We start from the raw sequence: 24,648 nt of genomic DNA on the forward strand, positions 1-24,648 counted from the left end.
AAATCGGTCAACAGCGAGTGAGGGGGTGAAACGCACCCGATTAAGTGACCTAAGTCACAAACTGACGCTATTGTGGAGCATTAATGAGCGGATGAAAACCGTTGGCAGGGTTTTTATTACTGAATATTTTTTATCTCTAAAGCCGGAGTTAATAGCCTGAGGTTATTATCAATTCTTGCGGTTGCCATTCGGTTGCAACCGATGGCAACGCATAGCGCATTAAGAGCCACGGAAAATTAAGCCGACCGTTTCTGTATTAGAACGATATGACAGCCGTGCTTAACAAAACCCTATAAGCGCTATGCCATTGTCAAACCACTATTATCAGAGTCTCACCATGTGTTTTAGCGCCACGCTATGTTGAGTGGTCAGGTTTTTTTTTATCGCCACCGGGCAGCAATGTTCACACCCCATCGCGCTGGCGTAAAACTTTCTTGCTTGCTGGATCGCGGCGGTCGCGGTGTAAAAAGTGCCAAGAAAACGACGCGCGCCATCGGATGGCAGGAAGGGGCATCCCGTTGCATGCACCACATGATTGTCGTTATAGCCTGCGTGCTTATCGACGTAATAGTAAAGCTCCATCGAACGTCCTCATTGCTGTGAAAAAAAAAGTCTAACTATTGTTGGAATAAAATGAATTATAGCGATGAATAGACGCTTTGTTTTATGTGGGACTGTTTGATCGGCGGTTTTTGTGGTCTGCGGTGAGAAACGGGGCTCTACGGCCCCGCATTAAGGATGAAGGGTATTAAAGTTTACGGCACTGTAAGCGCCAGCCAACGAAGAGAGCCAGGAGCAGTAGCACGCTGATAAAGGCGGTCACACCCATCCAGCCATAATTGTGCCAGAACACGCCGCCTAAAGTTCCTGCCACGCTGGAACCCACGTAATAACTGAATAAGTAGAGTGAAGAGGCCTGGCCTTTCGCGCGGCGCGCTCGCGGGCCAATCCAGCCACTGGCGACAGAGTGCGCGGCAAAGAACCCAGCGGTGAACAGCATCATGCCGGGCAAGATTATCCAAAGTGAGTTGAATGCGGTAAGCAACAATCCTGCCAGCATGATAGCGGTCGCGCCAATCATCACCGGACCGCGGCCAAAACGGCTGGTCATGGCACCGGCTTTAGGTGAACTCCATGAACCGGTCAGATAGACCACTGACAGCAGGCCGACCACCGCCTGACTGAGTGACCAAGGTGCACTCAGCAAACGATAACCAATGTAGTTAAAGAGCGTGACAAACGCGCCCATCAACAAAAAACCTTCGGCGAACAGGAAGGGCAGTCCTTTATCGCGCCAGTGCAGACGAAAATTGATCAGCAAGCTACGCGGTCGCAGTGACGCGGGGCGGAAATGACGTGATGCAGGCAAGATCTTCCAGAACATCAGTGCGCCGGCCAGTGAGAAACAGCCAATCACGCCAACGGCAACACGCCATGAGAAGAAATCAGTCAGCACACCGGTCAACAGGCGTCCGCTCATCCCACCAATCGAGTTACCGCTGATATACAGCCCCATGGAGAAGGCGATGACTCGTGGATGGATCTCTTCACTCAGATAGGTCATACCGACCGCCGCGACTCCGCTCAGTGACAGGCCAATCAGCGCGCGCATCAGCAAAATCCCTTGCCAACTGGTCATGGTGGCGGAAATCAGCGTGCAGATGGCTGCCAGCATTAATGCCGTCACCATCACGGATTTTCGGCCAACGGCATCAGAAATAGGGCCGGTGAACAGCAAACCCAGAGCCATTAATCCGGTGGACAGGGATAACGAGATACTACTCTCGGCTGGGGACACGCCAAACTGTTGCGACAATACTGGAAGAATTGGCTGGACACAGTACAGCAACGCAAAGGTGGCCAGTCCGGCAGAAAACAGGGCCAGCGTGACGCGCATAAACTGCGGCGATCCGCGTTCTATCCATTCTGAAGGGGTTGTGGCGGAAACAGGCTTAACGGACAACTCGTCTTCATCGAGTGTCACTGCCTGGGGAGAGCGACTCACGGAAAATCCTCGGCTTGGAAACAGTCCATTTACTGTAGAAAAGCCGAAATAGGTTGTACAATATATTAATAATCTCAAATGAGACGTTTTAAATATGAATGTCGAGCTGCGACATCTGCGGTATTTCATTGCCGTAGCGGAAGAGCTGCATTTTGGACGCGCCGCTCAGCGATTAAATATCTCTCAACCGCCGCTCAGCCAGCAGATTCAGCAGCTGGAGCGGGAAGTGGATGCGCAACTTTTTACCCGCACCAATCGAAGCGTGCAGCTTACCCCTGCTGGGGAACTCTTCTTGCAGGACGCCCGTGCGATCTTATTGCAGACGGAGCAAGCGGCGAGTCGTGCGGCGCGTATCCACAGTGGGCAAGAGGGAGAGTTAAGGATTGGCTTTACCTCATCTGCACCTTTTACCGGACTGGTTTCCGATGCGCTTTATCAGTTTCGCCAGCGCTGGCCGGAAGTGCACATCCAGATGCAAGAAAACAATACGCGACAGCAGTTAGCGCCGCTGCACGAGGGGCGGCTTGATCTTGGCGTGATGCGCAATACGCCACTGCCGAATGATCTGCAACATCGGGTACTGCTGCGCGAACCGCTTTGCGCGCTGGTGCACTGGGCCCATCCACTTGCCGATGCCGAATCGATCTCGATTCAGGCGCTGGCCACTGAACCCTTTGTCTTTTTTGATCCACAGGGCGGTACCGCACTGTATGGCGAAACCCTTGCGTTGCTGCATCGTTATCAAATCAAACCCTTTATTACGCAGGAAGTGGGGGAAGCGATGACGATCCTCGGCCTGGTAGCGACGGGTTTAGGGGTATCGATCTTGCCCGCTTCGTTTCGTCGTGCGCGTCTCGCCGATGTGGTGTGGATTCCGTTGCAGGAGGCCGATGCGATTTCAGAGGTTTGGTTGGTCTGGTCAGCCACGCGTGAACCCAGCGCTCAGATGCGTAATATGATGGCGCTAATGCTGCACAACGCGGAAATTTGAACCGTCTGGTGAATAATGGCCCAGTCTTTATGTGCGATAAATCACATTTCTAATCAAATATTTGACGCTGCCTGTCAATCTGCATCACCATAGCTGCTGTTTATTTAGAAGCGCGAAAATATCCGGGAGCAGGGCGTGAATCTGGACAGTCAGCCTGGCCACATTGATCAAATTAAACAGACCAACGCAGGTGTGGTTTATCGACTGATTGACCATTACGGCCCGATTTCTCGTATTGAGCTTTCTAAACGTGCCCAGCTGGCACCCGCCAGTATCACCAAAATCGTACGTGAAATGCTCGATGCGCATTTGGTACAGGAAACCGAATTTCAGGAACCCGGCAGTCGTGGACGCCCGGCAATCGGCTTAATTCTTGATACCTTTGCCTGGCACTACCTTGCGGTGCGCATTCAGCCGGGACACATCACACTGACGCTACGCGACCTCAGTAGTCGGGCGTTGCAGGAAGATCGTTTACCGCTGCCCAATCAGGCCGACCAACCCTTGTTGCAAACTTTGCAGAATCAGGTGAATGATTTTTTCGTTCGCCACCAGCACAAACTTGAGCGTTTAACCGCTATTGCCATCACCTTGCCAGGATTAATTAACGCGGCCACCGGCGTGGTGCATCGCATGCCGGGATATGATGTGCAGGATATGCCACTCGGAGAGACACTCGCCACGCTGACGGGCTTACCGGTGTTTGTGCAGCACGATATTTCAGCCTGGACGCTAGCGGAAGCGCTGTTTGGTGCCTCGCGTGGGGCACAGGATGTGATTCAGATTGTGATCGATGAAACGGTCGGTGCTGGCGTGATCAGTGGTGGTCAGCTACTGCATAAGCGCGGGAGAGCGTTGGTCGAAATCGGTCATACGCAGATCGACCCTTACGGCCAGCAATGCTATTGCGGCAATCACGGTTGTCTGGAAACGGTAGCCAGCACGGGCAGCTTACTGCAGCTGGCGGCGCAGCGCATGGCCACGCAACCGGATACGGTGCTGCACAACGCCCCCCTGACCATCGCCTCGTTGTGTGAGGCCGCGCAACAGGGCGATCGGCTGGCCCGGGATGTCATCGCTGGTGTGGGGCATCACATCGGGCGCATGTTGGCGATGATGGTGAATATCTTCAATCCACAACAAATCCTTATCGGTTCTCCGCTGAATCAGGCTGCCGATGTGCTGTTTCCCGCGGTGAGCAGCACTATCCGCCAGCAGGCGTTGCCCGCATACAGCCAGGATATCCAGCTTGCGCCCACCAGTTTCACTGATCCCGGTACGCATGGCGCGGCTGCGCTTATCAAGGATTCGCTCTACAGCGGTCATTTATTGGTGAAACTGTTGCAAGGTTAACCTCAGCTCGCCTTAAGTTTGCGCTAACGCAATCTGCCGCTCACCGCAATTCCTTACACTGCCTCCTTCGCAAGTTACACATCGCTTCAATGAAGGAGGAAAAAGATGAGCACCATCTTTGTCACCGGTACCGACACGGCGGTGGGTAAAACCGTCGTATCACGCGCGCTGTTACAGTGCTTTGCCAAAGCTGAACTTTGCGCTGCAGGTTACAAGCCTGTCGCTAAGAGCGCGCAGCACACCCCTGACGGGTTGCGTAATAAAGATGCACTGCTGCTGCAGCAAGCATCAGGCCTTGAGCTCCCCTACAGTGCGGTGAATCCCATTACTCTGGAAGAGGACGAAATCAGCACCAGCCCGGCACAACGTATTGATTATGCGCTGTTGAGCCGCAGTCTGGCGGAATTACAGCAGCGTGCAGCGAGAGTGGTGGTTGAGGGAACCGGCGGCTGGCGGAGCCTGATGAATGATTTGCAACCGCTGTCAAATTGGGTGCAGCAGGAACAGTTACCCGTGGTGTTAGTGGTGGGGATTAAAGAGGGCTGTATTAGCCATGCTTTACTGACCGCAGAAACCATTGCGCGCGATGGTTTGCCGTTAATCGGATGGGTAGCGAATCGTATTAATCCAGGCCTGGCCCATTACACTGAAATCATTGATGTTCTGCGCGAAAAACTCGGCGCGCCTCTGCTGGGTGAGCTGCCTTACTTACCGCGTGCCGAACAACGTGAGTTAACTGGATATCTCGATATTTCGCTTTTACAGTCTTCACAATTGCACTTTGGTAGTGCAATAACGGCTGGGGCGTGAAACTAAGTGATGCAAATGGAGCTAAGTTGAATCTAAGGTTTCTGGTTCAGCTTGGCTTTCATCCTTGATTTAATCTGTTTTTATTCAAATCGTTAGAAAAAATTCCTGCCAGACAGGCGGCGATGGCGTGATTTATGCATCAGCAATGCTGATGAATATTCTGCCGGAGCACCCTTATGTCGCATTCTCAAAAAGGTTTGTTGTATGGGTTAGACGCCCGTATTGGTCTTGCCCCCGCTTTCTTTGCGGCACTGCAGCACGTGTTGGCCAGCGTGGTAGGGATTATTACGCCCCCACTGATTATCGGCTCCGTGCTCGGGTTGCAAAGCTACATTCCTTATTTGATCAGCATGTCCTTACTGGTTTCAGGATTAGGCACCTTTCTGCAGGCGCGCCGCTTTATGGGCATTGGCGCCGGGATGATCTGCCTGCAAGGCACCAGTTTTGCGTTTCTCGGCGTAATTCTATCCGGTGGCTTGATGGTGAAGGCGCGCGGTGGATCGCCGGAGGATATTATGGCGATGATCATGGGGTGCAACTTCGTTGCTGCGTTTATTCCGATGCTGATCAGCCGCTGTGCGACCACATTGCGAAAAGTCCTGACTCCCGTTGTGACCGGAACCGTGATTACATTGATTGGCATCAGCCTGATTAAAGTGAGTATCACCGATTGGGCTGGCGGGCACAGTGCGACCGACTTTGGCGCACCAGGCAATCTGGCGTTAGGTGCGCTGACATTACTGGTGATTATCGTGCTAAACCGTTCGCGTAATCGCTGGACGCGTCTGGTGGCGGTGGTAGCAGGAATTGCAGTGGGCTGCCTGGCCGCTGCATTGACCGGCCATATGCCGATCAAACCGATGTCTGGGGATCACTGGCTGGTGTTGCCATCCTTCTTCCACTTTGGCTTCAGCTTTGACTGGACGATTTTTGTGCCGATTGCGCTGGTTTCAGTCATTTGCGTGATTGAGGCGGTGGGGGATTTGACCGCGAACTGTCTGATCTCACAGCAGCCGATTGAAGGAGAAAGTTTCCAGCGGCGTTTGCAGGGCGGCATCCTGGCCGACGGCGTGAGCTGCTTGCTGGCATCCGTTTTCTCTGCTTTCCCCAACACCACCTTTGCGCAAAATAATGGTGTGATTCAGATGACCGGCGTCGCCAGCCGCTATGTGGGGATGGTGATTGGCGTGATGCTGCTCCTGCTCGGTGTGTTCCCGGTGATTGGCAATCTGTTGCAGCAGATACCGCCGCCGGTCCTGGGCGGAGCCACACTGGTAATGTTTGGCAGTGTCGTTGCCGCAGGTATCCGTGTGATGACGCAATCCCCGCTGGGGCGGCGAGAGATGTTGATCGTTGCGGTCTCCTTTGGCATCGGTTTAGGCGTAGAAGCGGTACCCGATGTACTGAAACAGTTCCCGCTGTTGGTGAGTAATCTGTTTGGCCATGCGGTCACCACCGGTGGCATTCTGGCGATTGTTCTTAACGTGGTCCTGCCTTCCGAGCGAGGGGATGAGTTAGCGGTGGAAGCGGTGGAGGAGTCTCATTGATTGAGGGCAGAACGTTAGTGGTCGCCATTAGTGGCGACCCTACGACAAGCAAGTGAGGTTTTTGTAGGGTGCGCATTGATGCGCACCTGGACTTATGGAACTTGAGGATTCAATCGGCGGCGCGTGCGTCCGGAACTCAGATAATCCGCGATATAGTCCTGTGAAATCTCACCACTGTAGCGGCCTTCCTCGTCGACGATCGGCATCCACACGGTGTTGTGCTCATACAATTTGGATAGCACCACGCGCAGATTCTCCTCCGCTTTCCCTGTCACCTTAAAGGTATGCAGCATCTCCTCGCAGCGGCCGGTTGCACCTCGCGCTTCGCGGCGTTTCACAAAGCCCAGTGGCTTACCGTCTTCATCCACCACAGTGACAGAGCGCATATCATTATCATCCATGGTGGCAAAAGCATCCAGCAGTGGGGTGCTGCGCTGCACGGTGATGGTTGGCTGCTGATCGGTAACATCTCCTGCCTGGACTAACAGCAGGCGCTTCAGGGTACGGTCCTGACCAACAAACGAACCGACAAAATCATTGGCCGGTTTCGCCAGTAATTCATCCGGGCTCGCGCACTGCACAATCTTACCCTGGCCAAATACCGCAATACGGTCACCCAGTTTCAGTGCTTCATCAATATCATGGCTCACCAGCATCACGGTCTTTTTCAACTGACGCTGCATCTCCAGAAATTCGTTCTGAATCACTTCACGGTTAATCGGGTCGACGGCACCGAAAGGCTCATCCATCAGCAACACCGGTGGATCAGCGGCCAATGCACGGATCACGCCGATACGCTGCTGTTGTCCACCCGACATCTCACGCGGATAGCGGTGGAGAAATTTAGTTGGGTCCAGTGCCACCATGCTCATCAACTCGGTCGCACGCTCGCGGCAGCGCTTCTTATCCCAGCCCAGCATGCGCGGTACTACCGTAATGTTCTCTTCAATGGTCATGTTCGGGAACAGACCAATCTGTTGGATGACGTAGCCAATATTACGACGCAGCGTCACGGTATCTTGTCCGCTGGTATCTTCACCGTTGATCAAAATCTTGCCGCTGCTGGCTGGGATCAAACGGTTAATCATTTTTAAGGTGGTGGTTTTGCCACAGCCAGAAGGACCGAGTAGCACACACATCTCACCGGCGGGCACTTCCAGGCTAACGTTATCGACGGCGTTAAAAGAGGTGCCGTTCTTCTGCGTAAAGGTTTTCGTCAGGTTTTCCAGCTTTATCATTATCGAATCCCCTTAGGAGTCAGCGCCGACTGCAAACGGTGCAGTAGCCAATCAAGCACAATTGCTAACAAACAAATCATTAGTGCGCCCGCGATTAACATGCGCACATCACTACCGCTGATGCCATCAAGCAGTTGCAGACCCAAACCGCCTGCGCCAATCACGGCGGCGATCGCCATTACGCCAACGTTCATCACCACCGCAGTGCGAATACCGCCAAAAATCACGGGCAACGCCATAGGGATTTCGACCCAGCGCAAGCGCTGCCAGAAGGTCATGCCAATGCCGCGACCTGCTTCGCGCAAACCCGGCGACAAATTCTCCAGTGCTGTGTGGGTGTTGCGAACAATCGGCAGTAATGAGTAAAGAAACACGGCACAAATAGCGGGAAGTGCACCGATGCCCTGACCGATCATCGAGAACAGGGGGATCATCAGGCCAAACAGGGCGATGGTAGGAATCGTCAGCACGATAGTGGCAATGCCGAGAATCGGAGTAGCCAGCCATTTAAATCGCACAATCAAAATGCCCAGTGGGACGCCAACAATAATGGCGAATCCGACCGCCACCAATACCAGCCAGGTGTGCTGCCAGGTCAGAGCCATCAGGGTGTGCCAATTGCTCATCATGTAATGCAAAGTATCCATGATGCCTCCTTACAGCAGGTTTTTAGATTTCAGGAAATCACGCGCCACCTGCTCAGGGGACTGGTGATCAATATCGACACGCTTGTTCATCTCGGTAATCGCTTCATCTGTGATTAAAGGCGAGAGTTGATTCAGTGCCGCTTCCAGGCCGGGATGGCTGTCGAGTACGTCTTGGCGCACCACTGGCGTGACGTTGTAACTTGGGAAGAAATGTTTGTCATCTTCCAGGACTTTGAGTTCAAAGCCTTTTACGCGGCCATCGGTGGTGTAAATCAAGCCCGCATCGACAAAACCATCACGCACAGCGTTATAGACCAGGCCGGGGTCCATCTGGCGAATTTGCGGGCGATCCAGCGGCATGTTGTAGGCTTTCTGCAGCGGTTTCAGGCCATCGGAACGGCCAGAGAACTCCAAATCCAGACCCAGCTTCCAGTTATGATCGGGATCGTTCTTGCGTACCTCTTCCAGTTTCGCCACCAGTTGCGACATGGTGCTGATACCCTCTTTATCAGCGCGGGCACGCGTCATAGCAAAAGCGTAGGTGTTATTCATGGGCGCAGGATCGAGCCAGATTAAACCGAGTTTGGCATCAAGCTGTTTCACCGTTTTATAGGCTTCTTCAGAGGACATCGGTTTATTGATGTGATTAAAGATGATCAGAGACGTACCGGTGTACTCCCAGGTCATATCAATCTGTTTATTGATCATCGCGTTGCGACCAATGGTGGTGGCGATATTGGTTTTCGGCACCACCTGAAAACCCTTCTTCTGAAGCCACATTACCGTCATCGCGGAAAGAATGTGCTGTTCGGTAAAGCTCTTGGTGGCCATGACAATCGGTGTGGCTGCCGCAGCGGTCTGGCTGATAGCCAGTGTGGCGGCCAGTGCCAGCGCAGTGTGCCTGGCCCAGCGCGTTAAACAGTGCATCTTACCCATCACTTAGCTCCTTGTGTTAAGCCGCAGAGTGCGGGCTGAGGAAACGTCCCAATGCTGCCAGTAGCATATCGAGGATCAGGGCAAACAGCGCTGTTGCCACTGCACCGAGGATCAGGGTTGGGAAGTCATTAAGATAGATACCAGGGAAGATCAGTTCGCCATAGCTGCTGGCACCAATCAGGAATGCCAGCGGCGCAGTACCCACGTTAATCGCTGTGGCGATACGCACACCAGCCAGAATGACCGGCAAGGCATTGGGGATTTCCACCTGAATCAAGCGCTGGAATTTGGTCATGCCGATACCGTTGGCGGCTTCAATCAGCGACGGCGGCACCGCGCTTAAGCCGGCATAGGTATTGCGCACAATAGGTAGTAATGAAGCGAGGAACAGGGCGATCAATGCCGGACGGTCACCAATGCCGACAATCACCATCGCCAGCGCCAATACAGCAAGCGGAGGCAGGGTATTACCGACATTGAAAATCTGCATCACATACTCAGCCCAACGACGAGCAAAGGGGCGACTCAGTAAGATCCCGCTGGGAATACCCACCAGCAGTGCGAAGAACATCGACCAGAAAACCAAAAACAGATGCTGCTGACCCAGGTAAATCAAGTCTTCTTTACGGTCACGCAGGGTATTGAGTCCGATGCCCCAAACCAGCAGCGCAATCACCGCAACAATGGCCAGCAGTGCCAGCCCGGTTCGGCGGACGAGCGATGCATTTTGCATGCAAGTGTCTCCCTGATTCAAAAATTCGTTTGATATGGTGATGCCATTCTCAGGATGTCAGCGTAATGCCTAAGACGTTGCGTACGAAAATCCTTCACCCTGTCAAAATGCAGATAAAATGACTCTTTCTAACTTCTTTCTCAGCGAATAACTGGAAAGAGGCTTTAAAAGCTATAGCAATGCTTACCGTAATTCGCCAGTTTTTACGGTAAAATCAGGCAGATAGAAAAGGGGCGAAATCGCGGTTAACCCGCATGAAATAAGGCATCATCCGACAATAAAAAAATTTCATCGATTTGAGTGACGTTGTCACTAATGGAAGCACGCAGAGGAAACTCGTCTGGTGGAAAATCAGCTAGCCTTGAAGGTAAAAAAGGGAGACGTATGACTGAAACTGCACAATTGAATACGGAACATCGCCACTGGATCCTCATCGCCTGCATGTTAGCCATGTTTATGGCGGCGATCGAAGTCACCATCGTTGCTACCGCTATGCCTACGATCATTGCTGAACTCGGCGGTTTTTCGCAGTTCGGCTGGGTATTCTCTATCTATCTGCTGACTCAGGCCGTGAGCGTACCTTTATACGGTCGTCTGGCGGATATGTGGGGGCGGAAACGGTTATTTTTCATTGGTGTCTCGCTGTTTCTTATCGGTTCGGTGCTATGCGGGTTTGCGCATACCATGACGTGGCTGATTCTGTTCCGTGCGTTTCAGGGCCTGGGTGCCGGGGCGATTATGCCGCTCACCACCACCATCGTGGCCGATATCTACTCACCGCGCGAACGCGCCAGCGTGCAGGGTTGGCTCTCAAGCGTGTGGGGCGTGGCGGCCATCATCGGACCGTTAAGTGGCGCCTGGCTGGTACAGCATTTTAACTGGTCAGTCATTTTCTGGATAAATGTGCCGATCGGTTTATTCTCCATCTTACTGTTGGCGAAATTCCTGCCCGCGCGCGAACACCATAAAGGCGCGAAGCTCAATCTCACCGGCAGCTGCTGGCTGATGATCTGCGTCACGGCACTGTTGGTGGCGCTGTTACAAGCGGATGCACTGGGTTACTGGCTGTTGGCATTCCTGCTATTAGCGCTGTTGGCCGGCTGGCAATTGAAGCAGCACGAACAGCGTGCTGCCGCGCCGCTGTTTCCCTTGGCCATCTGGCGTAGCCGATTGATTGTGGCGGGCAATGCCGGAAATCTGATTATTGGCGCCACCATGATGGGCATCAGCGCTTTTCTGCCTACGTGGATCCAAGGTATTAACGGTGGCACGCCGTTGCAGGCGGGCAGTGCGCTGGCGATGATGTCCATTGGCTGGCCGCTGGCGAGTACCCTCAGTGGCAGATTAATGCTGGTCACCTCGTATCGCTTCACTGCTCAACTGGGGGCCTTTTTACTCATCGCGGGCAGTGCACTGTTGCTGTTGTTACGCGCCGACAGCTCAATTATGCAGGCGGGGTTCACGGCATTTGTGATTGGCACCGGCATGGGTATGACCAGCACCACTTTCCTGGTCTCGGTGCAGAACCATGCGCACTACGAAATTCGCGGCATCTGTACCGCATCAATCATGTTTAGCCGTATGCTGGGTTCGGCGGTGGGCACCGCGCTGATGGGAGCGGTGCTGAATTTCAACCTCGCACTGCGTCTGCCGCAGGCCGACGATCCGATGCAAAAAATCATGTCGCATGAGAGCCGTCAGGCACTGCCGGAAGGCACGCTGCATAACTGGATTGGTCAGATTGCCACGTCACTGCATTGGGTGTTTGTGGTCGCGCTGCTGATTGCCATGCTGACGTTGTGGATTGCATGGCTGATGCCACGCCAAAGGCCGGAAGCCGAATAGAAAAGGGCGGCTGAGTGCCGCCCGGTAAGCATTACTGTGCAGGGGTATCTTGTGAGCTGCCTGCGCTGGCCGGAACATTGCTTTCCGCATCACGGCCATTCTTCTTGTAGACGATTTTCTGAGTATCATTCTCGCAGTGGCCCACCACCTGACCGCCAGCCTGATCGGCCTGGTCATTGGGGACGATATCCAGCGAGAAGTCCGATTCGGCCACGCCGTTATTGACGATCTTCTTACTGATATCGGCTTTAACGCTTTCACAGGATGCTTGGGCCAATACTGGCAGGGCCAGCATCGCCATCAATACAACGGCATTACGTTTTTTCATCACACTCTCCTTGGTTCTGAATTCCCATGAAAACTATAGCAGCAACAGCGAATTAAGGTGCGACAGTACGCCCAGTGCGGCGATCAAGGCAACGCAGGGTATTGGGTTCCCAATAGGCGTTCACGTTGTAGCTCTTTTCACAGGCGTCACGGGTATCAAAAGCTTTGTCCGCTTTATCAAACTCTTTCTCCACACGCGTATTGACCTTACCGCGCAGATTTTTCGTGTCATTCCATTGTTCCTGGCTTTGACGTGCCGCTTCATTGCTGGCAGCACTGTTGCCATCTTCAATGATCACGCGGTCAGTTTTAGCCACAGCCAATGGCGCGGCCAGCAGCACGCTGGAAGTCAATACGGCAGCCAGCAGGGCAGAAAACAGATTTTTCATTGTCATTTCCTTAAGTTAACACCAGCACAGCCGCTTGGTCGGCTGTTACAACCATGGGCGTTAGTATATCATCGCTGCTTCTTTACTCACCAGCGGTGAGCCGTTTGTTTAACCTGGAGTGAACATTTTTATGCTGGTGAAAACCACGTTACTGTTTTTTATCACTGCGATTGCCGAAATTGTTGGCTGTTTCTTGCCGTGGCTGTGGTTGAAGAAAGGCATGACGGCATGGTTATTGATCCCTGCTGCAGCGAGCCTCGCCCTGTTTGTCTGGCTGCTGACGTTGCACCCGGCCGCCAGTGGACGTGTGTACGCGGCTTACGGCGGTGTTTACGTGATGACAGCACTGATCTGGCTGCGCGTGGTGGATGGCGTAAAGCTCAGTACCTGGGATTGGATTGGCGCGCTGGTCGCATTCTGCGGGATGCTGATTATCGTCACGGGATGGGGTCGCGCATAGGGCGCACGGCTGTGCGCCCTTGGGCATCGGTTAACCTTTGTGCACTTTCAAACCCGCGAGGGTCTGGGCAACGGGCATAATCTCTAATGTATTGATGTTAACGTGCTTAGGCAGGGTGGTTACCCAGAAAACGGCTTCAGTCACGTCTTCCGCGGTCAGTGCGGTAGTGCCTTCGTAAACCGCATCGGCGCGACCATCGTCACCTTTGAAACGCACGTTGGAAAATTCAGTACCGCCCACTAAACCAGGCTCAATATCGGTAACACGCAGCGCCGTGCCGTGTAAATCGGTGCGCAGGTTGAGGCTGAACTGACGGACGAAGGCCTTGGTTGCGCCATACACGTTACCGCCCAGGTATGGCCAGCTCCCCGCGATGGAGCCAATGTTAACGATATGACCAACGTTGCGCTCCACCATGGCAGGCAGCACCGCGCGAGTCATGTACACCAAGCCTTTGTTGTTGGTGTCGATCATATTTTCCCAGTCTTCGATATTGGCTTTGTGCGCCGGTTCAACACCCAACGCCAGGCCCGCGTTGTTCACCAACACATCAATATCGCGCCACTCAGCGGGTAGAGCCGCAATAGCTTCATCGATAGCGGCACGATTGCGCACATCCAACTGAACGGTATACAGATTGTCGCCAAGCTCATCTTTCAGCTCTTTTAAACGCTCAGCGCGGCGTCCGCTGGCGATCACCTTGTGACCTGTAGCAATGAAGCGGCGGGTGATACTTTGACCAAAACCAGCAGTAGCGCCGGTAACAAAAATAATCATCTCACTGTTCCTTAAACAATTGTACGTCAATGTTAACCAATTGATTTTAAGTATGAAAACCAATCACGAAAGTAAAAAGGGGCATACAGGGGGCATGACACTAAATTGCCAGCACAGTGTTGAGCATGTCAACCTGACTGCCGCTTAACTCCCCAATCCAGGAACCATACACATCATAAACCATCTGCGCGTTCTCATGGCCCATCTGAGTGGCTATGAATGTTGGATTGGCCCCAGCCGACAACATCCAGCATGCGTAGGTGTGTCTTGTCTGGTAAGGCGTTCTGCGTCGTATTCCTGCCCGTTTGATCGCTGCATCCCACCGACTGCTAATCCCGCTGGTCGAAAACCAGGGCTTTTCCTCTTGGTCCAGACGATTAGGCACGAACACAAATCGAACATTCTGCTCCTCAGTTTTCCCATACTCACGAGGATGAAACGTGATCCTTATGGGAGGTTTATGTCCGGTCAGCTCCAGCTGAGCGCGTAAAGCTGCTATGGCCGGTTTTAGAAGGTGAACAGTGCGGATGCCGGCGTTCGTCTTTGGCGGTCCGAACTGCTTTACGCTGGTCAGATTGCGCCTGATGTGGATGACGCCTCTATCAAGATCGACATCTTCCCATGCAAGCGCTGCAAGCTCTCCGTGGCGTAGACCTGAGTACACGGCAAATGGCCAGAGGTTTTTAGCCTGACCGCGTGAGGCAATAATCAGTTGCTTTAGCTCATGCTTGAGTAGGGGATCAGGCTTACCCTTTATGCGTTTTAACGGCTTGATACCCTCATGCGGTTTATCTTCGATAAAACCGCAACGACAGGCGAAATCCATAACCCGTCCTAACATCTGCATGTATGACTGCACAGTGCGCACTTTACGGCCTTTCCGGTTCTGCTTCGAACCGTGCGCATACAATGTCATGCCATTCAGAAACTCGCTGCGATAAAAAAGAATATCGTTATGCCGGATGTTTTTGATTGGGGTCTCGTCACCAACAATGCGCCTGACAACTCTCGCTGTGGAGATGTACCCCTTTAGCGTGTTCGCTGAAACCTCAGGCTTCTTACCTTCCATCCACATATCTATTAGATCGCCAAAGGTTTCTATTTTTTGGGTTGTATCGAATTGTGATAAGCGGGACGAGCCAGGGAAGCGTTCATGATAATTGAATTCACCCAGGTTAATTTCGCTGACAATAATTGTGCGTAAGCTGCCCGCTTTTTTTATATTAGCTGGCGTGTTAATCCAGCCTTTTAGCGTTTCACGGCATCTCTTACCGCGGTACATAAACCAGATGCAAATGCTCTTGTTTCTGATTTCCACACCCGTTGGTAATGCAGCCATAATCATGAATCCTGAATAAACTTGTTAATCCTTGGATAGTTGTACCAGGTCGTCCCTCTTTTACTGTTTTGGTTCCCTTTAGGTGATACACGTTTAAAATGCACCCCTTCAATCCAGCAGTTAATTCTGTAATTCTCTATCTGGTTCTCATTCAGGCCAGTACGTTGCATGAGCTTAGACTGAACCATCCATTCTTCATTAAAAATGATTTGAGCCATATGCTATCTCGATCGGATTTTCGAATACTGAATAATTCATTAAACCTGAAAAGGGAATGAGTCGAATAATGTGTTGGTGTATGGGACTGTAATGGACAGCTTTATCTTAAGCCAACTGAACTCAGCCGCGAGGAAAATCATTCTGGATATGTAGTTTATATCGCTGCTAACGTTGGATGTTATTTCTGCTATGGACACATCCGGATCGACACTTTCGTCTACGCCTTGAGGCATGCTGACTGAAGACTAATTAAGTTGAAGTGAATCCCGTGTGAAGATTGCACGCTATCCTTATAACTGGAGGTGCATATGTGTGGAAGATTCGCGCAGTACAGCAGCCGAGACGACTATTTCGAATTTCTGGGTCTGAAGCCTGATGAAATCCTTTATGACCATGAACCGATAGGGCGCTTTAACGTTGCTCCTGGTACCAAAGTGCTATTGCTCAACGAGCGGGACGAGGAGTTGCACCTTGATCATGTTTACTGGGGTTATGGCCCTGAATGGTGGGACAAACAGCCGCTTATAAATGCCCGTGGCGAAACAGCTGCGAGCGGCCGAATGTTTAAACCCCTCTGGAATCATGGCCGTGCGATTGTGCCGGCCGATGCCTGGTATGAATGGAAGCGGGACGGCGACAAAAAGCAGCCTTACCTGATTTATCACAAGAAGAAAGAACCATTGTTCTTCGCTGCCATCGGCAAAGCGCCTTACGATAAAGACCATGGCCATGAAGGCTTCGTCATTGTGACGGCAGCGAGCAGCAAAGGCATGGTGGATATCCATGATCGTCGCCCACTGGTTTTGAGTTCTGATGCCGTGCGCGAATGGCTCAGTGCAGAAACCAGCCCGGAACGCGCACGGGAGATTGCTCATGATGCCGCCTTACAAGAGAAGTATTTTACCTGGCACTCAGTCAGCAGGAAGGTGGGGAATGTTCATAATCAGGGAAGGTATTTATTAGAAGCAACTGGTGACCAGGACAAATGAAAGAGGCTTACTGATTCAATATCCTGAGGGAAACTGCTGAGAGTGGAATGACTTATAAATGCATGAGCGTGATGTTCATCAACTCACCACAGTGCTCATGCATCACTATACGACCATTCAGACCTCAACTGTGACTACCAACCGAATGATATGCCTGCGGCCACACCAATACTGCTAGATGAATCATAGCTTCCATATGCGCTGACATTTAAGTTAGGGGTAAGTTTTATTTTAGTACCTAGCGCTGTCGCACCCTGTCCACCATAAGAGCCCGCTCCAAAACCGAAACTAAAACGTTTTCCCTCAACGAAGGGTATGGCCGACATTGACATAGCGGAACTCACACCAGCCATAGCTTTGTGATGATTGTCACCGATGCGTTTATCCATAGCAGAGAACTTACGTTCGGTTTTCGTCTCAAACCGCTGTTGATTGATGTTTAGTTGAGTTATTTTTTTTGTGTTTTCTGATATCAGACCGCTTGCATCAGATATTTTCTTGTTGTTATTTGCGATGTCTTTGGTGTTGGCGAGTATTTCATTTTGGTTTTCTTTGATGTTTATTTCATCAAAGAATAAGTTTAATCCGTTATTGTTTATTTCCTTTTGTTGCTCTTCAATTTTTCCCTTATTGGTGTTGATGTTGTTTTTATTATTATCAATGTCTTTTTTGTGCTCATCAGATTGTTGCTTGTTAAAGTTTATCTTCGACTCTTGGTCATTAACTTTCATTTTTAACGAGTTGAGCTCAACACCATCAGTGAAAATTTGCTCACGGTTGTGTTCGATATCCTCTTTCATGCTGCTGACATCTGTTTTATGTTTTCCAGGGTGGAAAAGAGCAACATTAGCGTGCGCTTGAGAAAATAAAGACACTGTTATTACCAGTGAAATTAATTTCTGGTTCGACTTCATGATTACTACTTCCTTTTTATTGGATTTAGGTATGTTGGGTGTGAATATAAAAGGTGCCTGATTTCTCATTCACTACTGATGTGAATAAAAAATGTTTGGTAAGTTGCTATGATATTTTGCATCAGTGTTAAAACTGAAGGTTGAAGGCTGTTTTTTTTACTGAATTCCAGGGGGCGTTGAAAGTTTCAATGTGAAAAATGTTAAGACAGTTTTACTGTTAACGCTAAAAATCGCGTCCTCAAAGGACAAGGTGGTTAATAAGGTGGATGCGCCATCATTTTTAACTCCTCATGCCAAAAGCCTCATCTATGGATGAGGCTTTTGGCATGAAAATTACAGAAATTTATGCTGTCGTTTAATTTTTTTGGGTTACCAACCAAATGACATTCCTGCTGCAACACCAATATTCCTATTGCTGTCATAGCTTAAGTAGGTGCCACTCTTAATATTATCACTCACTCTGAATTGTGATCCGAAAGCCATCGAGCCCTGTCCGCCGTAAGAACCGCCGCCTAGTCCCATACTAATGGATTTCCCCTCTATGTAAGGAATCGCATTCATTGCCATCGCGGCACTTATCCCCGCCATAGCTTTCTTATGGTTTTTAGAAATCGTTTTACCCATTTGTGAAAATCGTTCTTTCGTCTCGCTTTCAAATCCGTGAAATTCATCAGTCAGGAGCTTTATTGATCTGGTGTTTTCAGAACTTTTGTTTTCAAGCCTGACTATCATTTCATTATGAGAGTCTATTTTAATTTCGTTATTCTTGATTTTTTCTGCATTAGTGCCGATGTTCTGACCGTTTATGTCGATTTTCTTTGTATTGCTTTTTATGTTTTCTGCATTAGTACCGATATTCTCACCGTTGGTGTCGATCTTTTTTGAATTGCTTTTTATGTTTTTTGCATTGGTGCCGATATTCCCACCGTTGGTGTCGATCTTTTTTGAATTGCTTTTTATGTTTTTTGCATTGGTGCCGATATTCTCAGTATTAGTGCCAATTTTGGTGCTGTTGTCACCTATGTTTTTTTGATTAGTATCTATCTTTCCGGTGTTTTCTTTGGCTATTTTATCAACGTTGCTTATTCTCTTTTTCAAAGAGCCGTTTATGGAGTATGCAGGATATGATGCTAAGAGTGAAATGATGACTGCAATCAGCGCAAGTTTGTTTTTCACTTGTAAGTTTCCTTGTGTTTTGTTCATAATTCAAGTAGAGGGTTATTTGGATTTATATGATTTGAAGGGATATCAGTTGGCATCGCCAGAAGGTAAGCGTGTGTTCCTACCTTAATTCGAGTAATTGATTAATTTCGTTTGATGCCTGAAGTAGCTACGTCCACGTTTACCGTTGTATAAAGGGGGGCAATATAATCGACAGGTCGCCCTTTTAAGTCAATGTAACTGGATGCATCCGCATGGCTCAGGAAAAGCTTGTCCTGAGCCTCTCCGGGGAGTTTCACGATCCATGCAACTGGTGTCGATATCAGTGAAAGCTTAGCGATGATATAAACCAGTTGTTCCATATGCTCTGCGGTGGAATTGTTTAAATGACAATCTATATAGTGCAATAGCTTTTTGTTCATGAATGCCTCTCAGTTAAAAAACAGGAGTATCCCTGCGTTATTCTGATTTAGTGAAATTCTTGATGTGATTTTTATTTGCCGACTTCACCATGCTCTTGAGTGATAGAAATCTATCACCTGGGCTTTTTTAGATGAAGTCAGAAAAGTGAATGTTTCATCTCTGTATTTAAAAAGAGTGGTGTTGGCAAAATGATATATAAGACTATTTTTCAGACCATCCATTACGTAAAACACTCTGACAATACTGGCTGCGATGTTCTGACCATTCAGCATTAACCTGCCTCCTGGCCAGCATCATCGCTTTTAACCAGAGTTTCCCGGCTCTTTCGTATTCACCAAAACCTTCTGCAATGGCAGCTGCTTCAGCGACATAATAATACCGGTTGTTACGAACAGTTCTTCTGACACTCATTCCCTGGCTCATTTTAATACCTGTATTCACTAAATTATTTCAGACTGACTGCTTCTTCGATTTCGGCTTTTCTCACCAGGAAGACATCGGTTGCCTTTTCAAGCAATTCTGGCGTAGCAGCCAGAACCTTTGATGCGTAGGCATAGCATCGGGCCACCGCGCTGACGGTTTCCGCGTTCAACGCAGCCTCACAAAAATCGGCCAGCAATTTATCAGGGGTTCGCTCCTGATTATCCTCTTCTGTCTGTTTGGCTTTTGATGTCCTTGTGGGACGTGGAGTTGGTTTTGACGCAGGTACGACAGGTTGAGGTGCTGGTGGGTTGGGCGGTAGCGCCGGCGGCGGAGTTTCGGACGCACTTTGCTCAACACCAGATGCTTCGACTTCGACGGCTTCGATGTGTTTCCCGCCACCCTCGGCTTCCTGCCTGGACTGATTGATCAGTGCGTTTAAATCGGCAGATTTCCCCGGGGTGATATCACGTTCAACAGGTGGGGCTGTGTCGATCTCGTCTGGTGTGTAAACGCCAAGGATAACATCCGGACAATGGAGCCTCGCCCAGCGTTTGACGGCAAGATAGGCAAGCTGTTGTTTCGGGTCACTTGCCCACAGTGTTGAGTTGCGCACCTGCGCCTGTGTTAACAAGATTTCCAGCTCGCGTGGCTCTTCCTCATTCTTCATTGTTGCCCAGACACGAACACCACAGCCGGTTTCATCTGCAAGTGTCCAACCGGGGGCCGCGTACTTGTTTCCCTTGGGTGAGGTTCTTTCAACGAATTTGCCAATGACCTTTTCCCAGGGACCAAACCATGCGTACTGAATGCGATCGCGGGTGGGGGCCATGGTGGTGATGACGGCATTAACAAGCTGAGCCTCATAACCCAGCACGCCGTTAACCATGAAGGTCTTCTGGGCAACAGCAAACGGGTTCATACGCCACTGCAAAGCCTGCATCGTGACGGCCAGGCAGTCTGAGGCTTTACCGGTGAGATGCGCAGGAACTGTCACCCGGCTGCAGGCCATAATCTCGGCGAAGCGCACCAGCTTATCCAGTGCATCAGGGCTGAAAATGGTAGCCGCCGTGCTGGTATTTTCTGACGTAGACTCCATCAGTTGGGTCTCCATAATTAATACTCCTGTCTGCGTGCCCAGGCCGGGCGTTGGATTGTCTCAATGCCACCCCAGTGATCGTGAAGGCGGCAGTGGTGGTAGGTGTTGAGATTCTGGCGGAAGAGTTTTTTACCTGAATGCATGTCTTCGTCATCAAGCTCAAAAACCCTGACGGGGTAACGGCCGCAGTCGATCGATTCACTGACGGCAATAAAAACAAACTGAGGGTATTCGCCGAAGCACCTGTAAAAACCTTCACAGTACATCGCGGCCTGCACGTGGTAACGGAACTCCTCGATGTGACGAGAGAAGCGAGACATGTCTGCAATTTTCTTCACATCAATAATGACAGGGCGGTCGGACAGGTATTTATCCGGTCGAATTCTACAAAGCTCCTCTGTTTCACTGTCACGCCAGTAAACCGACGATTCGCAATACCCGTTTTCTTTCAGAAGAAATCTTGCTGCATGGTGAGCCATCGCACTGTCACGCATGAGCAGGAGCTTGCGTCCCTGTTCTGCATCGAGCACGGTCATACCCATCCGGCTACTGTCATCCAGAAACTCCTGTTCCTCCTCTTTTCCCTTACTGGTTCGACGGTTAAATGAGGGCGCGACGACATACCGCCTGTCGAACTCATCAGGTTCCAGCAGCATGCAATGTAGGGCACTGCCCATCTCCAGTGCTGCTGTTTTTTCCGTATCGACAGGGGCATCTTTACGCCATTTATAGATGGCAGGGTTAAGCGCTACATCATCAAGCTGTGACTTACTGACGCCTGGCCCCGCGTGATAATCCGCGTTGCTGATGTCGTGATACACACCGGGTTTTACTGGCATGGTTCCTCCCATTTCAGTAATACCTGCAGGTCATAATTTTGATTTGCCTGGAGGTAAACGAGGTTGAGAATGAAATCCTGATACTCAGCGTTTGCACTGGCACCGGTGCAGCACTGACTGGCCTGTGGGTGCAGTTGAGAGGGCCGAAATTCACTGAGTTTGTCTGGAAAGCAGGTGAGCAGGCGGGCGGCTTCATCGTCGATCCATTGTTCTTTCTCAATAGCGGCCTGCTCTTCGGCGTCGAGTTGTTCCTTACGGCGTTCGAGCTGGATATAGGGCATCAAGGCTGCCCCTCCTGAAGAATCATTTCGGTCAGTCGATCGGTCAGAACCTGCAGCAACGGTTTAGGCGGTTTACGACGGAAACTTTCGCTGTTCAGAATGTTTTTACGGCTGAACTCGACAGAGCGAATGGGATGAAAAGGACGAGCGCAGGCGGCATCGCCCCTGATGCGTTGATTCATCATGGGTAAGGTTCCTGTTAGTGGGTTGGGTCAGGGCTATTGCTGTGAAGAAAAGGGGCCAAGTGAGATTAAAGGGGGGCAGTTCTGGATTTAACTCAGCGCCTGATAACGATGATTTCAATTGCAACCATATTCAGACGAGTTTTTGCCCTGTTATCCGGTAACCGGGCACCTTCGGTCAGAGCACCCTGTAAATCGGCACCTGTAAGTCTGGCTGTGCGCATATCTGCATTACGCAGATTCGCAGCCATTAGGCGTGCGCGGCTGAAGTCGGCGTTGTTCATACTGGCGCCGGACAGGTTGGTAAAAGGCATAAATGCGCCGCACAGGAGAGTGTTGTTCAGACAGGCTCCCTGTAAATTTGCACCAATCAGAATGGCACCCGCAAGGTCGGCGTCATTCAGGGGTGCATCTCTCAGGTCCATAAAACTCAGATCGGCGCGTTTTCCATTCTGACCATGTGAGTGTAACCACGCTTTATGGGCACGCAGGACGGTTTCCAGTTGTGATGGGTTCATGATGTTGCTCCTTTGCTTAAGGGACAGTTGCAGCAGTAAGAGAACGACTTGCCAGATTCATTGCGTCAGGTCGGATGGGAAAAGGATGTGTGGAACAACGGTCCTGCTGACGCAGTCCGTAACGATTAAACATGCCTGAATCAGATGACTGACCGGGACGACAGTGCGGAAGGCTTAATGGTTGAAAAAGGGTGAGTAATACAACGAAATGCAGCATTCATTTAAACTCCTCACGTCTGGCTGCTGCCCGGGCTTCAAAAATGGCTGGTGTATCACCTGAAATGACTGTTTTCAGGCAAAAGAGTCCAGAGGTGGTTACCGTCGCACCAGGTGCAGCGCTAATCGCTGCATTAGCCACCCGGGCATGAGACAGCAAACGCAAAAGACAGGATTGAATGATTAGCATGGAATGTTCGCCATCAGTGATATAGGTAATTTTCACAGAATCTACTCCGCGTTGAAGATACAGGGGGCAAAAGGGTTGCGCGTGTTAAAGCCAGTCGGGTCTTTCTCCTTTCCCTAAATAAGCGTCAAGAATATCGAGCAGTCTGGGATAAAATTTAACGGCCCGTTCGCCATCCATGGATTCAATCTCGCTTTGTCGGAAGCGTCGCCAGTCTTCAATTTTATGAACCTGACAACCTGCACTTAACGTTACGCCATGCATAATTTGAATGCTGTACTTCTCACCGAGAATAAGCCAGGTGTCAGCAGGTAACCGCGTACCAAATAAATGAGCGCCTTTGAGGTTGGTACCCGTTAAATCGGCGAGGCGCAGATTGGCATCATAAAAATCAGTGCAGAAAAATCTTGAGTAACTCAGCGATGCATATTCGAATTTTACATGTGAGAAGTTCGTTCTCTTCATATCGCATCCATTTAATGCAGCATGGCGTAATTTCGCGCGACTAAAATTGCAGCTACTCATATCGCATTTGGTAAAAATTGATTTCTCCAGGTTGGCGTTATAGAAACATTGATTGGATAAATTCCTGTAATTCAGAACTAATCTTTTTCCCTCTTCACCGGCTGATGCCAGCCAGACATGATGTTCCTGTAGTAACGCCGATAATTCATCCTCGCACATTACATTCCCGGGAGATGTATCTGAATTAACTAAGGCTGAAATGTCATGCATATCGTTTAATTCCTGTTCAGAGTTCTTTGTCATAATCGGCGTGACTCAGTAATACCCACTTTCTCCCTCCGTTTTTGGAAAGAAGACGCCAGGAGGGAGTTACACAGATGGAAAGATAGCCATGCCGGATAGATCGCCGCGGTTTTATTTGTCCCAGACGCCATTGCCTGAGGAGACAGCGCGCCCGGATGTACACCCGCTGAGGTGCCTTGTGTTTATTCATGGTTGACCACCAAGGCCTCTGCGCATGCCGCTGCAATTTTCTGAATGAACACCCAGCGAATGCCTTCTCTGAAACTGGCAAAGACTTTCATGCGTCTGAGAGAACTGGCGGTAAAAATGTGCCAGCCATATCGGTATCGATAGACCATTGTTTACTCCTGATGAGTGAGAGAACCACTGGAAGGTTATTAATGCCTGCTTTTAACCACATCAGGCGAGGTGGTTCCCGTGTACCCCTACAGCGAGAATTGGTGGTAGCATCCCCGAACCCCTACAGCACCGAGACGTACAATGGATGTGATCACAGGCTTCAACGTTGCCAGACAAGCATTCGAGTTACTTAAAGTCATCAAGGATGGCCGGGATGAGTCGCTTATACGCGAGGCAGCTGGTGAGTTATCCGAGAAGATTACGGAGTTGCAGATGCTGAATGCAGAGTTGTCTGGCCTATATCAGGCAGAGAGACAGGTCACGATGGAACTTCGCGAGCAAAAGAGAAAAATCGAGATATTTGCAGTGCAGGGCGGCAATTACGAACTTCATACAACCGATGGCGGCTCTACGGTATACCGGTTAAAGAAAACGGATGCTGAGAACTTCCAGTATCACTATCTTTGTGCCCATTGCTACAGTGAGAGCAGGATAGCGATCCTTCAGCCTAAGACTGAACGCAGCCAGCATGCCGGATTTTTTATTCATTACTGCCCTCAGTGTAAAAATGAGTATAGAATGCAGAAAGTCCCCTTTCGCGAAATGTACCAGAATGTCAGACCCTTTCCGCATTAAATACGACTGATGCGGATGAAGATGTTTAGCCGAAAAAATCCCGGCTATGCCGGGATAATA

The 24,648-nt window shown here is 50.4% G+C and carries 31 protein-coding genes; 8 read left to right on the forward strand and 23 right to left on the reverse strand.

Annotated elements, in window-relative coordinates:
* Positions 1-324: 324 nt before the first annotated feature.
* Positions 325-582 carry a hypothetical protein gene (locus QMZ30_RS14245; RefSeq protein ID WP_283227863.1) on the reverse strand — a complete coding sequence of 86 codons (258 nt, stop codon included), beginning with the start codon at positions 580-582 and terminating at the stop codon, positions 325-327.
* 166 nt (positions 583-748) lie between these two features.
* Positions 749-2,005 carry a multidrug efflux MFS transporter YnfM/SxtP(Kp) gene (gene ynfM, locus QMZ30_RS14250; RefSeq protein ID WP_283227864.1) on the reverse strand — a complete coding sequence of 419 codons (1,257 nt, stop codon included), beginning with the start codon at positions 2,003-2,005 and terminating at the stop codon, positions 749-751.
* Positions 2,006-2,099: 94 nt separating this feature from the next.
* Between ynfM and QMZ30_RS14255 the strand changes: the two genes are divergently transcribed.
* The 4 genes from QMZ30_RS14255 (at position 2,100) to QMZ30_RS14270 (ending at position 6,706) form a co-directional block, all read left to right on the forward strand.
* Entirely contained in the window at positions 2,100-2,996 is an 897-nt protein-coding gene (locus QMZ30_RS14255) for a LysR family transcriptional regulator (RefSeq protein WP_283227865.1), read from the forward strand.
* Positions 2,997-3,131: 135 nt separating this feature from the next.
* On the forward strand, positions 3,132-4,349 hold the full coding sequence (gene mlc, locus QMZ30_RS14260; RefSeq protein WP_283227866.1) for a sugar metabolism global transcriptional regulator Mlc: 1,218 nt from the start codon (positions 3,132-3,134) through the stop codon (positions 4,347-4,349).
* A 105-nt stretch (positions 4,350-4,454) separates the two neighbouring features.
* Complete coding sequence (bioD, locus tag QMZ30_RS14265) at positions 4,455-5,159, forward strand: dethiobiotin synthase (RefSeq protein WP_283227867.1); 705 nt, start codon at positions 4,455-4,457, stop codon at positions 5,157-5,159.
* A gap of 176 nt (positions 5,160-5,335) precedes the next feature.
* A complete protein-coding gene (locus QMZ30_RS14270) occupies positions 5,336-6,706 on the forward strand; it encodes a nucleobase:cation symporter-2 family protein (protein WP_283227868.1) in 1,371 nt (456 codons plus the stop codon).
* Positions 6,707-6,798: 92 nt separating this feature from the next.
* On the opposite strand, the gene osmV is transcribed toward QMZ30_RS14270, so the two are convergent.
* From osmV to QMZ30_RS14290, 4 genes are read right to left on the reverse strand one after another with little or no spacing between them, the layout of a single operon-like run.
* Positions 6,799-7,944 carry an osmoprotectant ABC transporter ATP-binding protein OsmV gene (osmV, locus tag QMZ30_RS14275; protein WP_039336135.1) on the reverse strand — a complete coding sequence of 382 codons (1,146 nt, stop codon included), beginning with the start codon at positions 7,942-7,944 and terminating at the stop codon, positions 6,799-6,801.
* The gene (gene osmW / locus QMZ30_RS14280; RefSeq protein ID WP_283227869.1) at positions 7,944-8,591 is read right to left on the reverse strand and encodes an osmoprotectant ABC transporter permease OsmW; all 648 of its coding nucleotides are present in this window, start codon (positions 8,589-8,591) and stop codon (positions 7,944-7,946) included. The genes osmV and osmW overlap by 1 nt, the downstream gene beginning before the upstream one ends.
* Before the next feature lie 9 nt (positions 8,592-8,600).
* On the reverse strand, positions 8,601-9,518 hold the full coding sequence (locus QMZ30_RS14285) for a glycine betaine ABC transporter substrate-binding protein (protein WP_283227949.1): 918 nt from the start codon (positions 9,516-9,518) through the stop codon (positions 8,601-8,603).
* Between the two features lie 25 nt (positions 9,519-9,543).
* On the reverse strand, positions 9,544-10,260 hold the full coding sequence (locus tag QMZ30_RS14290; protein ID WP_283227870.1) for an ABC transporter permease: 717 nt from the start codon (positions 10,258-10,260) through the stop codon (positions 9,544-9,546).
* A 384-nt stretch (positions 10,261-10,644) separates the two neighbouring features.
* On the opposite strand from QMZ30_RS14290, the gene QMZ30_RS14295 reads away from it, so the two are divergent.
* Positions 10,645-12,105, forward strand: coding sequence for an MDR family MFS transporter (locus QMZ30_RS14295; protein WP_283227871.1), 1,461 nt, complete (start codon positions 10,645-10,647; stop codon positions 12,103-12,105).
* 31 nt (positions 12,106-12,136) lie between these two features.
* Here the strand turns inward: QMZ30_RS14295 and QMZ30_RS14300 are convergent, their stop codons facing one another.
* Both QMZ30_RS14300 and QMZ30_RS14305 read right to left on the reverse strand, forming a co-directional pair.
* Positions 12,137-12,433, reverse strand: coding sequence for a DUF1161 domain-containing protein (locus QMZ30_RS14300; protein WP_058973638.1), 297 nt, complete (start codon positions 12,431-12,433; stop codon positions 12,137-12,139).
* A gap of 52 nt (positions 12,434-12,485) precedes the next feature.
* Positions 12,486-12,821, reverse strand: coding sequence for a DUF1283 family protein (locus tag QMZ30_RS14305; RefSeq protein ID WP_283227872.1), 336 nt, complete (start codon positions 12,819-12,821; stop codon positions 12,486-12,488).
* Positions 12,822-12,954: 133 nt separating this feature from the next.
* On the opposite strand from QMZ30_RS14305, the gene QMZ30_RS14310 reads away from it, so the two are divergent.
* Positions 12,955-13,281, forward strand: coding sequence for a YnfA family protein (locus QMZ30_RS14310; protein ID WP_283227950.1), 327 nt, complete (start codon positions 12,955-12,957; stop codon positions 13,279-13,281).
* 30 nt (positions 13,282-13,311) lie between these two features.
* On the opposite strand, the gene ydfG is transcribed toward QMZ30_RS14310, so the two are convergent.
* The 3 genes from ydfG to xisR all read right to left on the reverse strand — a co-directional run bounded on the left by ydfG (position 13,312) and on the right by xisR (position 15,615).
* Positions 13,312-14,058 (reverse strand): bifunctional NADP-dependent 3-hydroxy acid dehydrogenase/3-hydroxypropionate dehydrogenase YdfG, encoded by a 747-nt coding sequence (gene ydfG / locus QMZ30_RS14315; RefSeq protein ID WP_283227873.1) that lies wholly within the window; start codon positions 14,056-14,058, stop codon positions 13,312-13,314.
* Positions 14,059-14,158: 100 nt separating this feature from the next.
* Positions 14,159-15,397, reverse strand: a complete 1,239-nt coding sequence (locus tag QMZ30_RS14320; RefSeq protein ID WP_283227874.1) for an Arm DNA-binding domain-containing protein — start codon at positions 15,395-15,397, stop codon at positions 14,159-14,161.
* 2 nt (positions 15,398-15,399) lie between these two features.
* Positions 15,400-15,615 (reverse strand): excisionase family protein, encoded by a 216-nt coding sequence (gene xisR, locus QMZ30_RS14325; protein ID WP_283227875.1) that lies wholly within the window; start codon positions 15,613-15,615, stop codon positions 15,400-15,402.
* A gap of 309 nt (positions 15,616-15,924) precedes the next feature.
* On the opposite strand from xisR, the gene QMZ30_RS14330 reads away from it, so the two are divergent.
* On the forward strand, positions 15,925-16,605 hold the full coding sequence (locus tag QMZ30_RS14330; protein WP_283227876.1) for an SOS response-associated peptidase family protein: 681 nt from the start codon (positions 15,925-15,927) through the stop codon (positions 16,603-16,605).
* Positions 16,606-16,739: 134 nt separating this feature from the next.
* Here QMZ30_RS14330 and QMZ30_RS14335 read toward each other — a convergent pair whose 3' ends face one another.
* From QMZ30_RS14335 to QMZ30_RS25905, 12 genes are all read right to left on the reverse strand, one after another.
* The gene (locus QMZ30_RS14335) at positions 16,740-17,519 is read right to left on the reverse strand and encodes a YadA C-terminal domain-containing protein (protein ID WP_283227877.1); all 780 of its coding nucleotides are present in this window, start codon (positions 17,517-17,519) and stop codon (positions 16,740-16,742) included.
* 369 nt (positions 17,520-17,888) lie between these two features.
* Positions 17,889-18,695 (reverse strand): YadA-like family protein, encoded by an 807-nt coding sequence (locus QMZ30_RS14340; protein ID WP_283227878.1) that lies wholly within the window; start codon positions 18,693-18,695, stop codon positions 17,889-17,891.
* Positions 18,696-18,823: 128 nt separating this feature from the next.
* Complete coding sequence (locus QMZ30_RS14345) at positions 18,824-19,102, reverse strand: hypothetical protein (protein WP_283227879.1); 279 nt, start codon at positions 19,100-19,102, stop codon at positions 18,824-18,826.
* Between the two features lie 202 nt (positions 19,103-19,304).
* Positions 19,305-19,526, reverse strand: coding sequence for an ANR family transcriptional regulator (locus QMZ30_RS14350; RefSeq protein WP_283227880.1), 222 nt, complete (start codon positions 19,524-19,526; stop codon positions 19,305-19,307).
* Between the two features lie 22 nt (positions 19,527-19,548).
* Positions 19,549-20,637: a RecT family recombinase gene (locus QMZ30_RS14355; RefSeq protein ID WP_283227881.1), complete on the reverse strand. Its 1,089-nt coding sequence runs from the start codon at positions 20,635-20,637 to the stop codon at positions 19,549-19,551.
* A 2-nt stretch (positions 20,638-20,639) separates the two neighbouring features.
* Positions 20,640-21,461 (reverse strand): PD-(D/E)XK nuclease-like domain-containing protein, encoded by an 822-nt coding sequence (locus QMZ30_RS14360; RefSeq protein ID WP_283227882.1) that lies wholly within the window; start codon positions 21,459-21,461, stop codon positions 20,640-20,642.
* The gene (gene gamL, locus QMZ30_RS14365; protein ID WP_283227883.1) at positions 21,452-21,742 is read right to left on the reverse strand and encodes a host nuclease inhibitor GamL; all 291 of its coding nucleotides are present in this window, start codon (positions 21,740-21,742) and stop codon (positions 21,452-21,454) included. Before gamL ends, QMZ30_RS14360 begins: the two co-directional genes overlap by 10 nt.
* The gene (locus tag QMZ30_RS14370) at positions 21,742-21,927 is read right to left on the reverse strand and encodes a hypothetical protein (RefSeq protein ID WP_283227884.1); all 186 of its coding nucleotides are present in this window, start codon (positions 21,925-21,927) and stop codon (positions 21,742-21,744) included. Before QMZ30_RS14370 ends, gamL begins: the two co-directional genes overlap by 1 nt.
* A gap of 92 nt (positions 21,928-22,019) precedes the next feature.
* Positions 22,020-22,442, reverse strand: a complete 423-nt coding sequence (locus QMZ30_RS14375; RefSeq protein ID WP_283227885.1) for a pentapeptide repeat-containing protein — start codon at positions 22,440-22,442, stop codon at positions 22,020-22,022.
* A gap of 217 nt (positions 22,443-22,659) precedes the next feature.
* Positions 22,660-22,884, reverse strand: coding sequence for a hypothetical protein (locus tag QMZ30_RS14380; protein ID WP_283227886.1), 225 nt, complete (start codon positions 22,882-22,884; stop codon positions 22,660-22,662).
* A 48-nt stretch (positions 22,885-22,932) separates the two neighbouring features.
* Positions 22,933-23,613, reverse strand: coding sequence for a pentapeptide repeat-containing protein (locus QMZ30_RS14385; protein ID WP_283227887.1), 681 nt, complete (start codon positions 23,611-23,613; stop codon positions 22,933-22,935).
* Positions 23,597-23,803 carry a ParE family toxin-like protein gene (locus tag QMZ30_RS25905; protein WP_502921482.1) on the reverse strand — a complete coding sequence of 69 codons (207 nt, stop codon included), beginning with the start codon at positions 23,801-23,803 and terminating at the stop codon, positions 23,597-23,599. The genes QMZ30_RS14385 and QMZ30_RS25905 overlap by 17 nt, the downstream gene beginning before the upstream one ends.
* Before the next feature lie 290 nt (positions 23,804-24,093).
* On the opposite strand from QMZ30_RS25905, the gene QMZ30_RS14390 reads away from it, so the two are divergent.
* Entirely contained in the window at positions 24,094-24,588 is a 495-nt protein-coding gene (locus QMZ30_RS14390) for a hypothetical protein (RefSeq protein WP_283227888.1), read from the forward strand.
* The last annotated feature ends 60 nt before the right edge of the window (positions 24,589-24,648 follow it).

Source organism: Pantoea sp. EA-12, assembly GCF_030053355.1.
Lineage (GTDB): Bacteria > Pseudomonadota > Gammaproteobacteria > Enterobacterales > Enterobacteriaceae > Pantoea > Pantoea vagans_C.

Excerpts from the sequence above, each read along its gene's own strand:
- QMZ30_RS14245 (WP_283227863.1), bottom strand. The coding sequence starts at position 582 with ATGGAGCTTTACTATTACGTCGATAAGCACGCAGGCTATAACGACAAT.
- QMZ30_RS14255 (WP_283227865.1), top strand. The coding sequence starts at position 2,100 with ATGAATGTCGAGCTGCGACATCTGCGGTATTTCATTGCCGTAGCGGAA.
- bioD (WP_283227867.1), top strand. The coding sequence starts at position 4,455 with ATGAGCACCATCTTTGTCACCGGTACCGACACGGCGGTGGGTAAAACC.
- QMZ30_RS14270 (WP_283227868.1), top strand. The coding sequence starts at position 5,336 with ATGTCGCATTCTCAAAAAGGTTTGTTGTATGGGTTAGACGCCCGTATT.
- osmV (WP_039336135.1), bottom strand. The coding sequence starts at position 7,944 with ATGATAAAGCTGGAAAACCTGACGAAAACCTTTACGCAGAAGAACGGC.
- osmW (WP_283227869.1), bottom strand. The coding sequence starts at position 8,591 with ATGGATACTTTGCATTACATGATGAGCAATTGGCACACCCTGATGGCT.
- QMZ30_RS14285 (WP_283227949.1), bottom strand. The coding sequence starts at position 9,518 with ATGCACTGTTTAACGCGCTGGGCCAGGCACACTGCGCTGGCACTGGCC.
- QMZ30_RS14290 (WP_283227870.1), bottom strand. The coding sequence starts at position 10,260 with ATGCAAAATGCATCGCTCGTCCGCCGAACCGGGCTGGCACTGCTGGCC.
- QMZ30_RS14295 (WP_283227871.1), top strand. The coding sequence starts at position 10,645 with ATGACTGAAACTGCACAATTGAATACGGAACATCGCCACTGGATCCTC.
- QMZ30_RS14300 (WP_058973638.1), bottom strand. The coding sequence starts at position 12,433 with ATGAAAAAACGTAATGCCGTTGTATTGATGGCGATGCTGGCCCTGCCA.
- QMZ30_RS14305 (WP_283227872.1), bottom strand. The coding sequence starts at position 12,821 with ATGAAAAATCTGTTTTCTGCCCTGCTGGCTGCCGTATTGACTTCCAGC.
- ydfG (WP_283227873.1), bottom strand. The coding sequence starts at position 14,058 with ATGATTATTTTTGTTACCGGCGCTACTGCTGGTTTTGGTCAAAGTATC.
- QMZ30_RS14320 (WP_283227874.1), bottom strand. The coding sequence starts at position 15,397 with ATGGCTGCATTACCAACGGGTGTGGAAATCAGAAACAAGAGCATTTGC.
- xisR (WP_283227875.1), bottom strand. The coding sequence starts at position 15,615 with ATGGCTCAAATCATTTTTAATGAAGAATGGATGGTTCAGTCTAAGCTC.
- QMZ30_RS14330 (WP_283227876.1), top strand. The coding sequence starts at position 15,925 with ATGTGTGGAAGATTCGCGCAGTACAGCAGCCGAGACGACTATTTCGAA.
- QMZ30_RS14335 (WP_283227877.1), bottom strand. The coding sequence starts at position 17,519 with ATGAAGTCGAACCAGAAATTAATTTCACTGGTAATAACAGTGTCTTTA.
- QMZ30_RS14345 (WP_283227879.1), bottom strand. The coding sequence starts at position 19,102 with ATGAACAAAAAGCTATTGCACTATATAGATTGTCATTTAAACAATTCC.
- QMZ30_RS14350 (WP_283227880.1), bottom strand. The coding sequence starts at position 19,526 with ATGAGCCAGGGAATGAGTGTCAGAAGAACTGTTCGTAACAACCGGTAT.
- QMZ30_RS14355 (WP_283227881.1), bottom strand. The coding sequence starts at position 20,637 with ATGGAGACCCAACTGATGGAGTCTACGTCAGAAAATACCAGCACGGCG.
- QMZ30_RS14360 (WP_283227882.1), bottom strand. The coding sequence starts at position 21,461 with ATGCCAGTAAAACCCGGTGTGTATCACGACATCAGCAACGCGGATTAT.
- gamL (WP_283227883.1), bottom strand. The coding sequence starts at position 21,742 with ATGCCCTATATCCAGCTCGAACGCCGTAAGGAACAACTCGACGCCGAA.
- QMZ30_RS14370 (WP_283227884.1), bottom strand. The coding sequence starts at position 21,927 with ATGATGAATCAACGCATCAGGGGCGATGCCGCCTGCGCTCGTCCTTTT.
- QMZ30_RS14375 (WP_283227885.1), bottom strand. The coding sequence starts at position 22,442 with ATGAACCCATCACAACTGGAAACCGTCCTGCGTGCCCATAAAGCGTGG.
- QMZ30_RS14385 (WP_283227887.1), bottom strand. The coding sequence starts at position 23,613 with ATGACAAAGAACTCTGAACAGGAATTAAACGATATGCATGACATTTCA.
- QMZ30_RS25905 (WP_502921482.1), bottom strand. The coding sequence starts at position 23,803 with ATGAATAAACACAAGGCACCTCAGCGGGTGTACATCCGGGCGCGCTGT.
- QMZ30_RS14390 (WP_283227888.1), top strand. The coding sequence starts at position 24,094 with ATGGATGTGATCACAGGCTTCAACGTTGCCAGACAAGCATTCGAGTTA.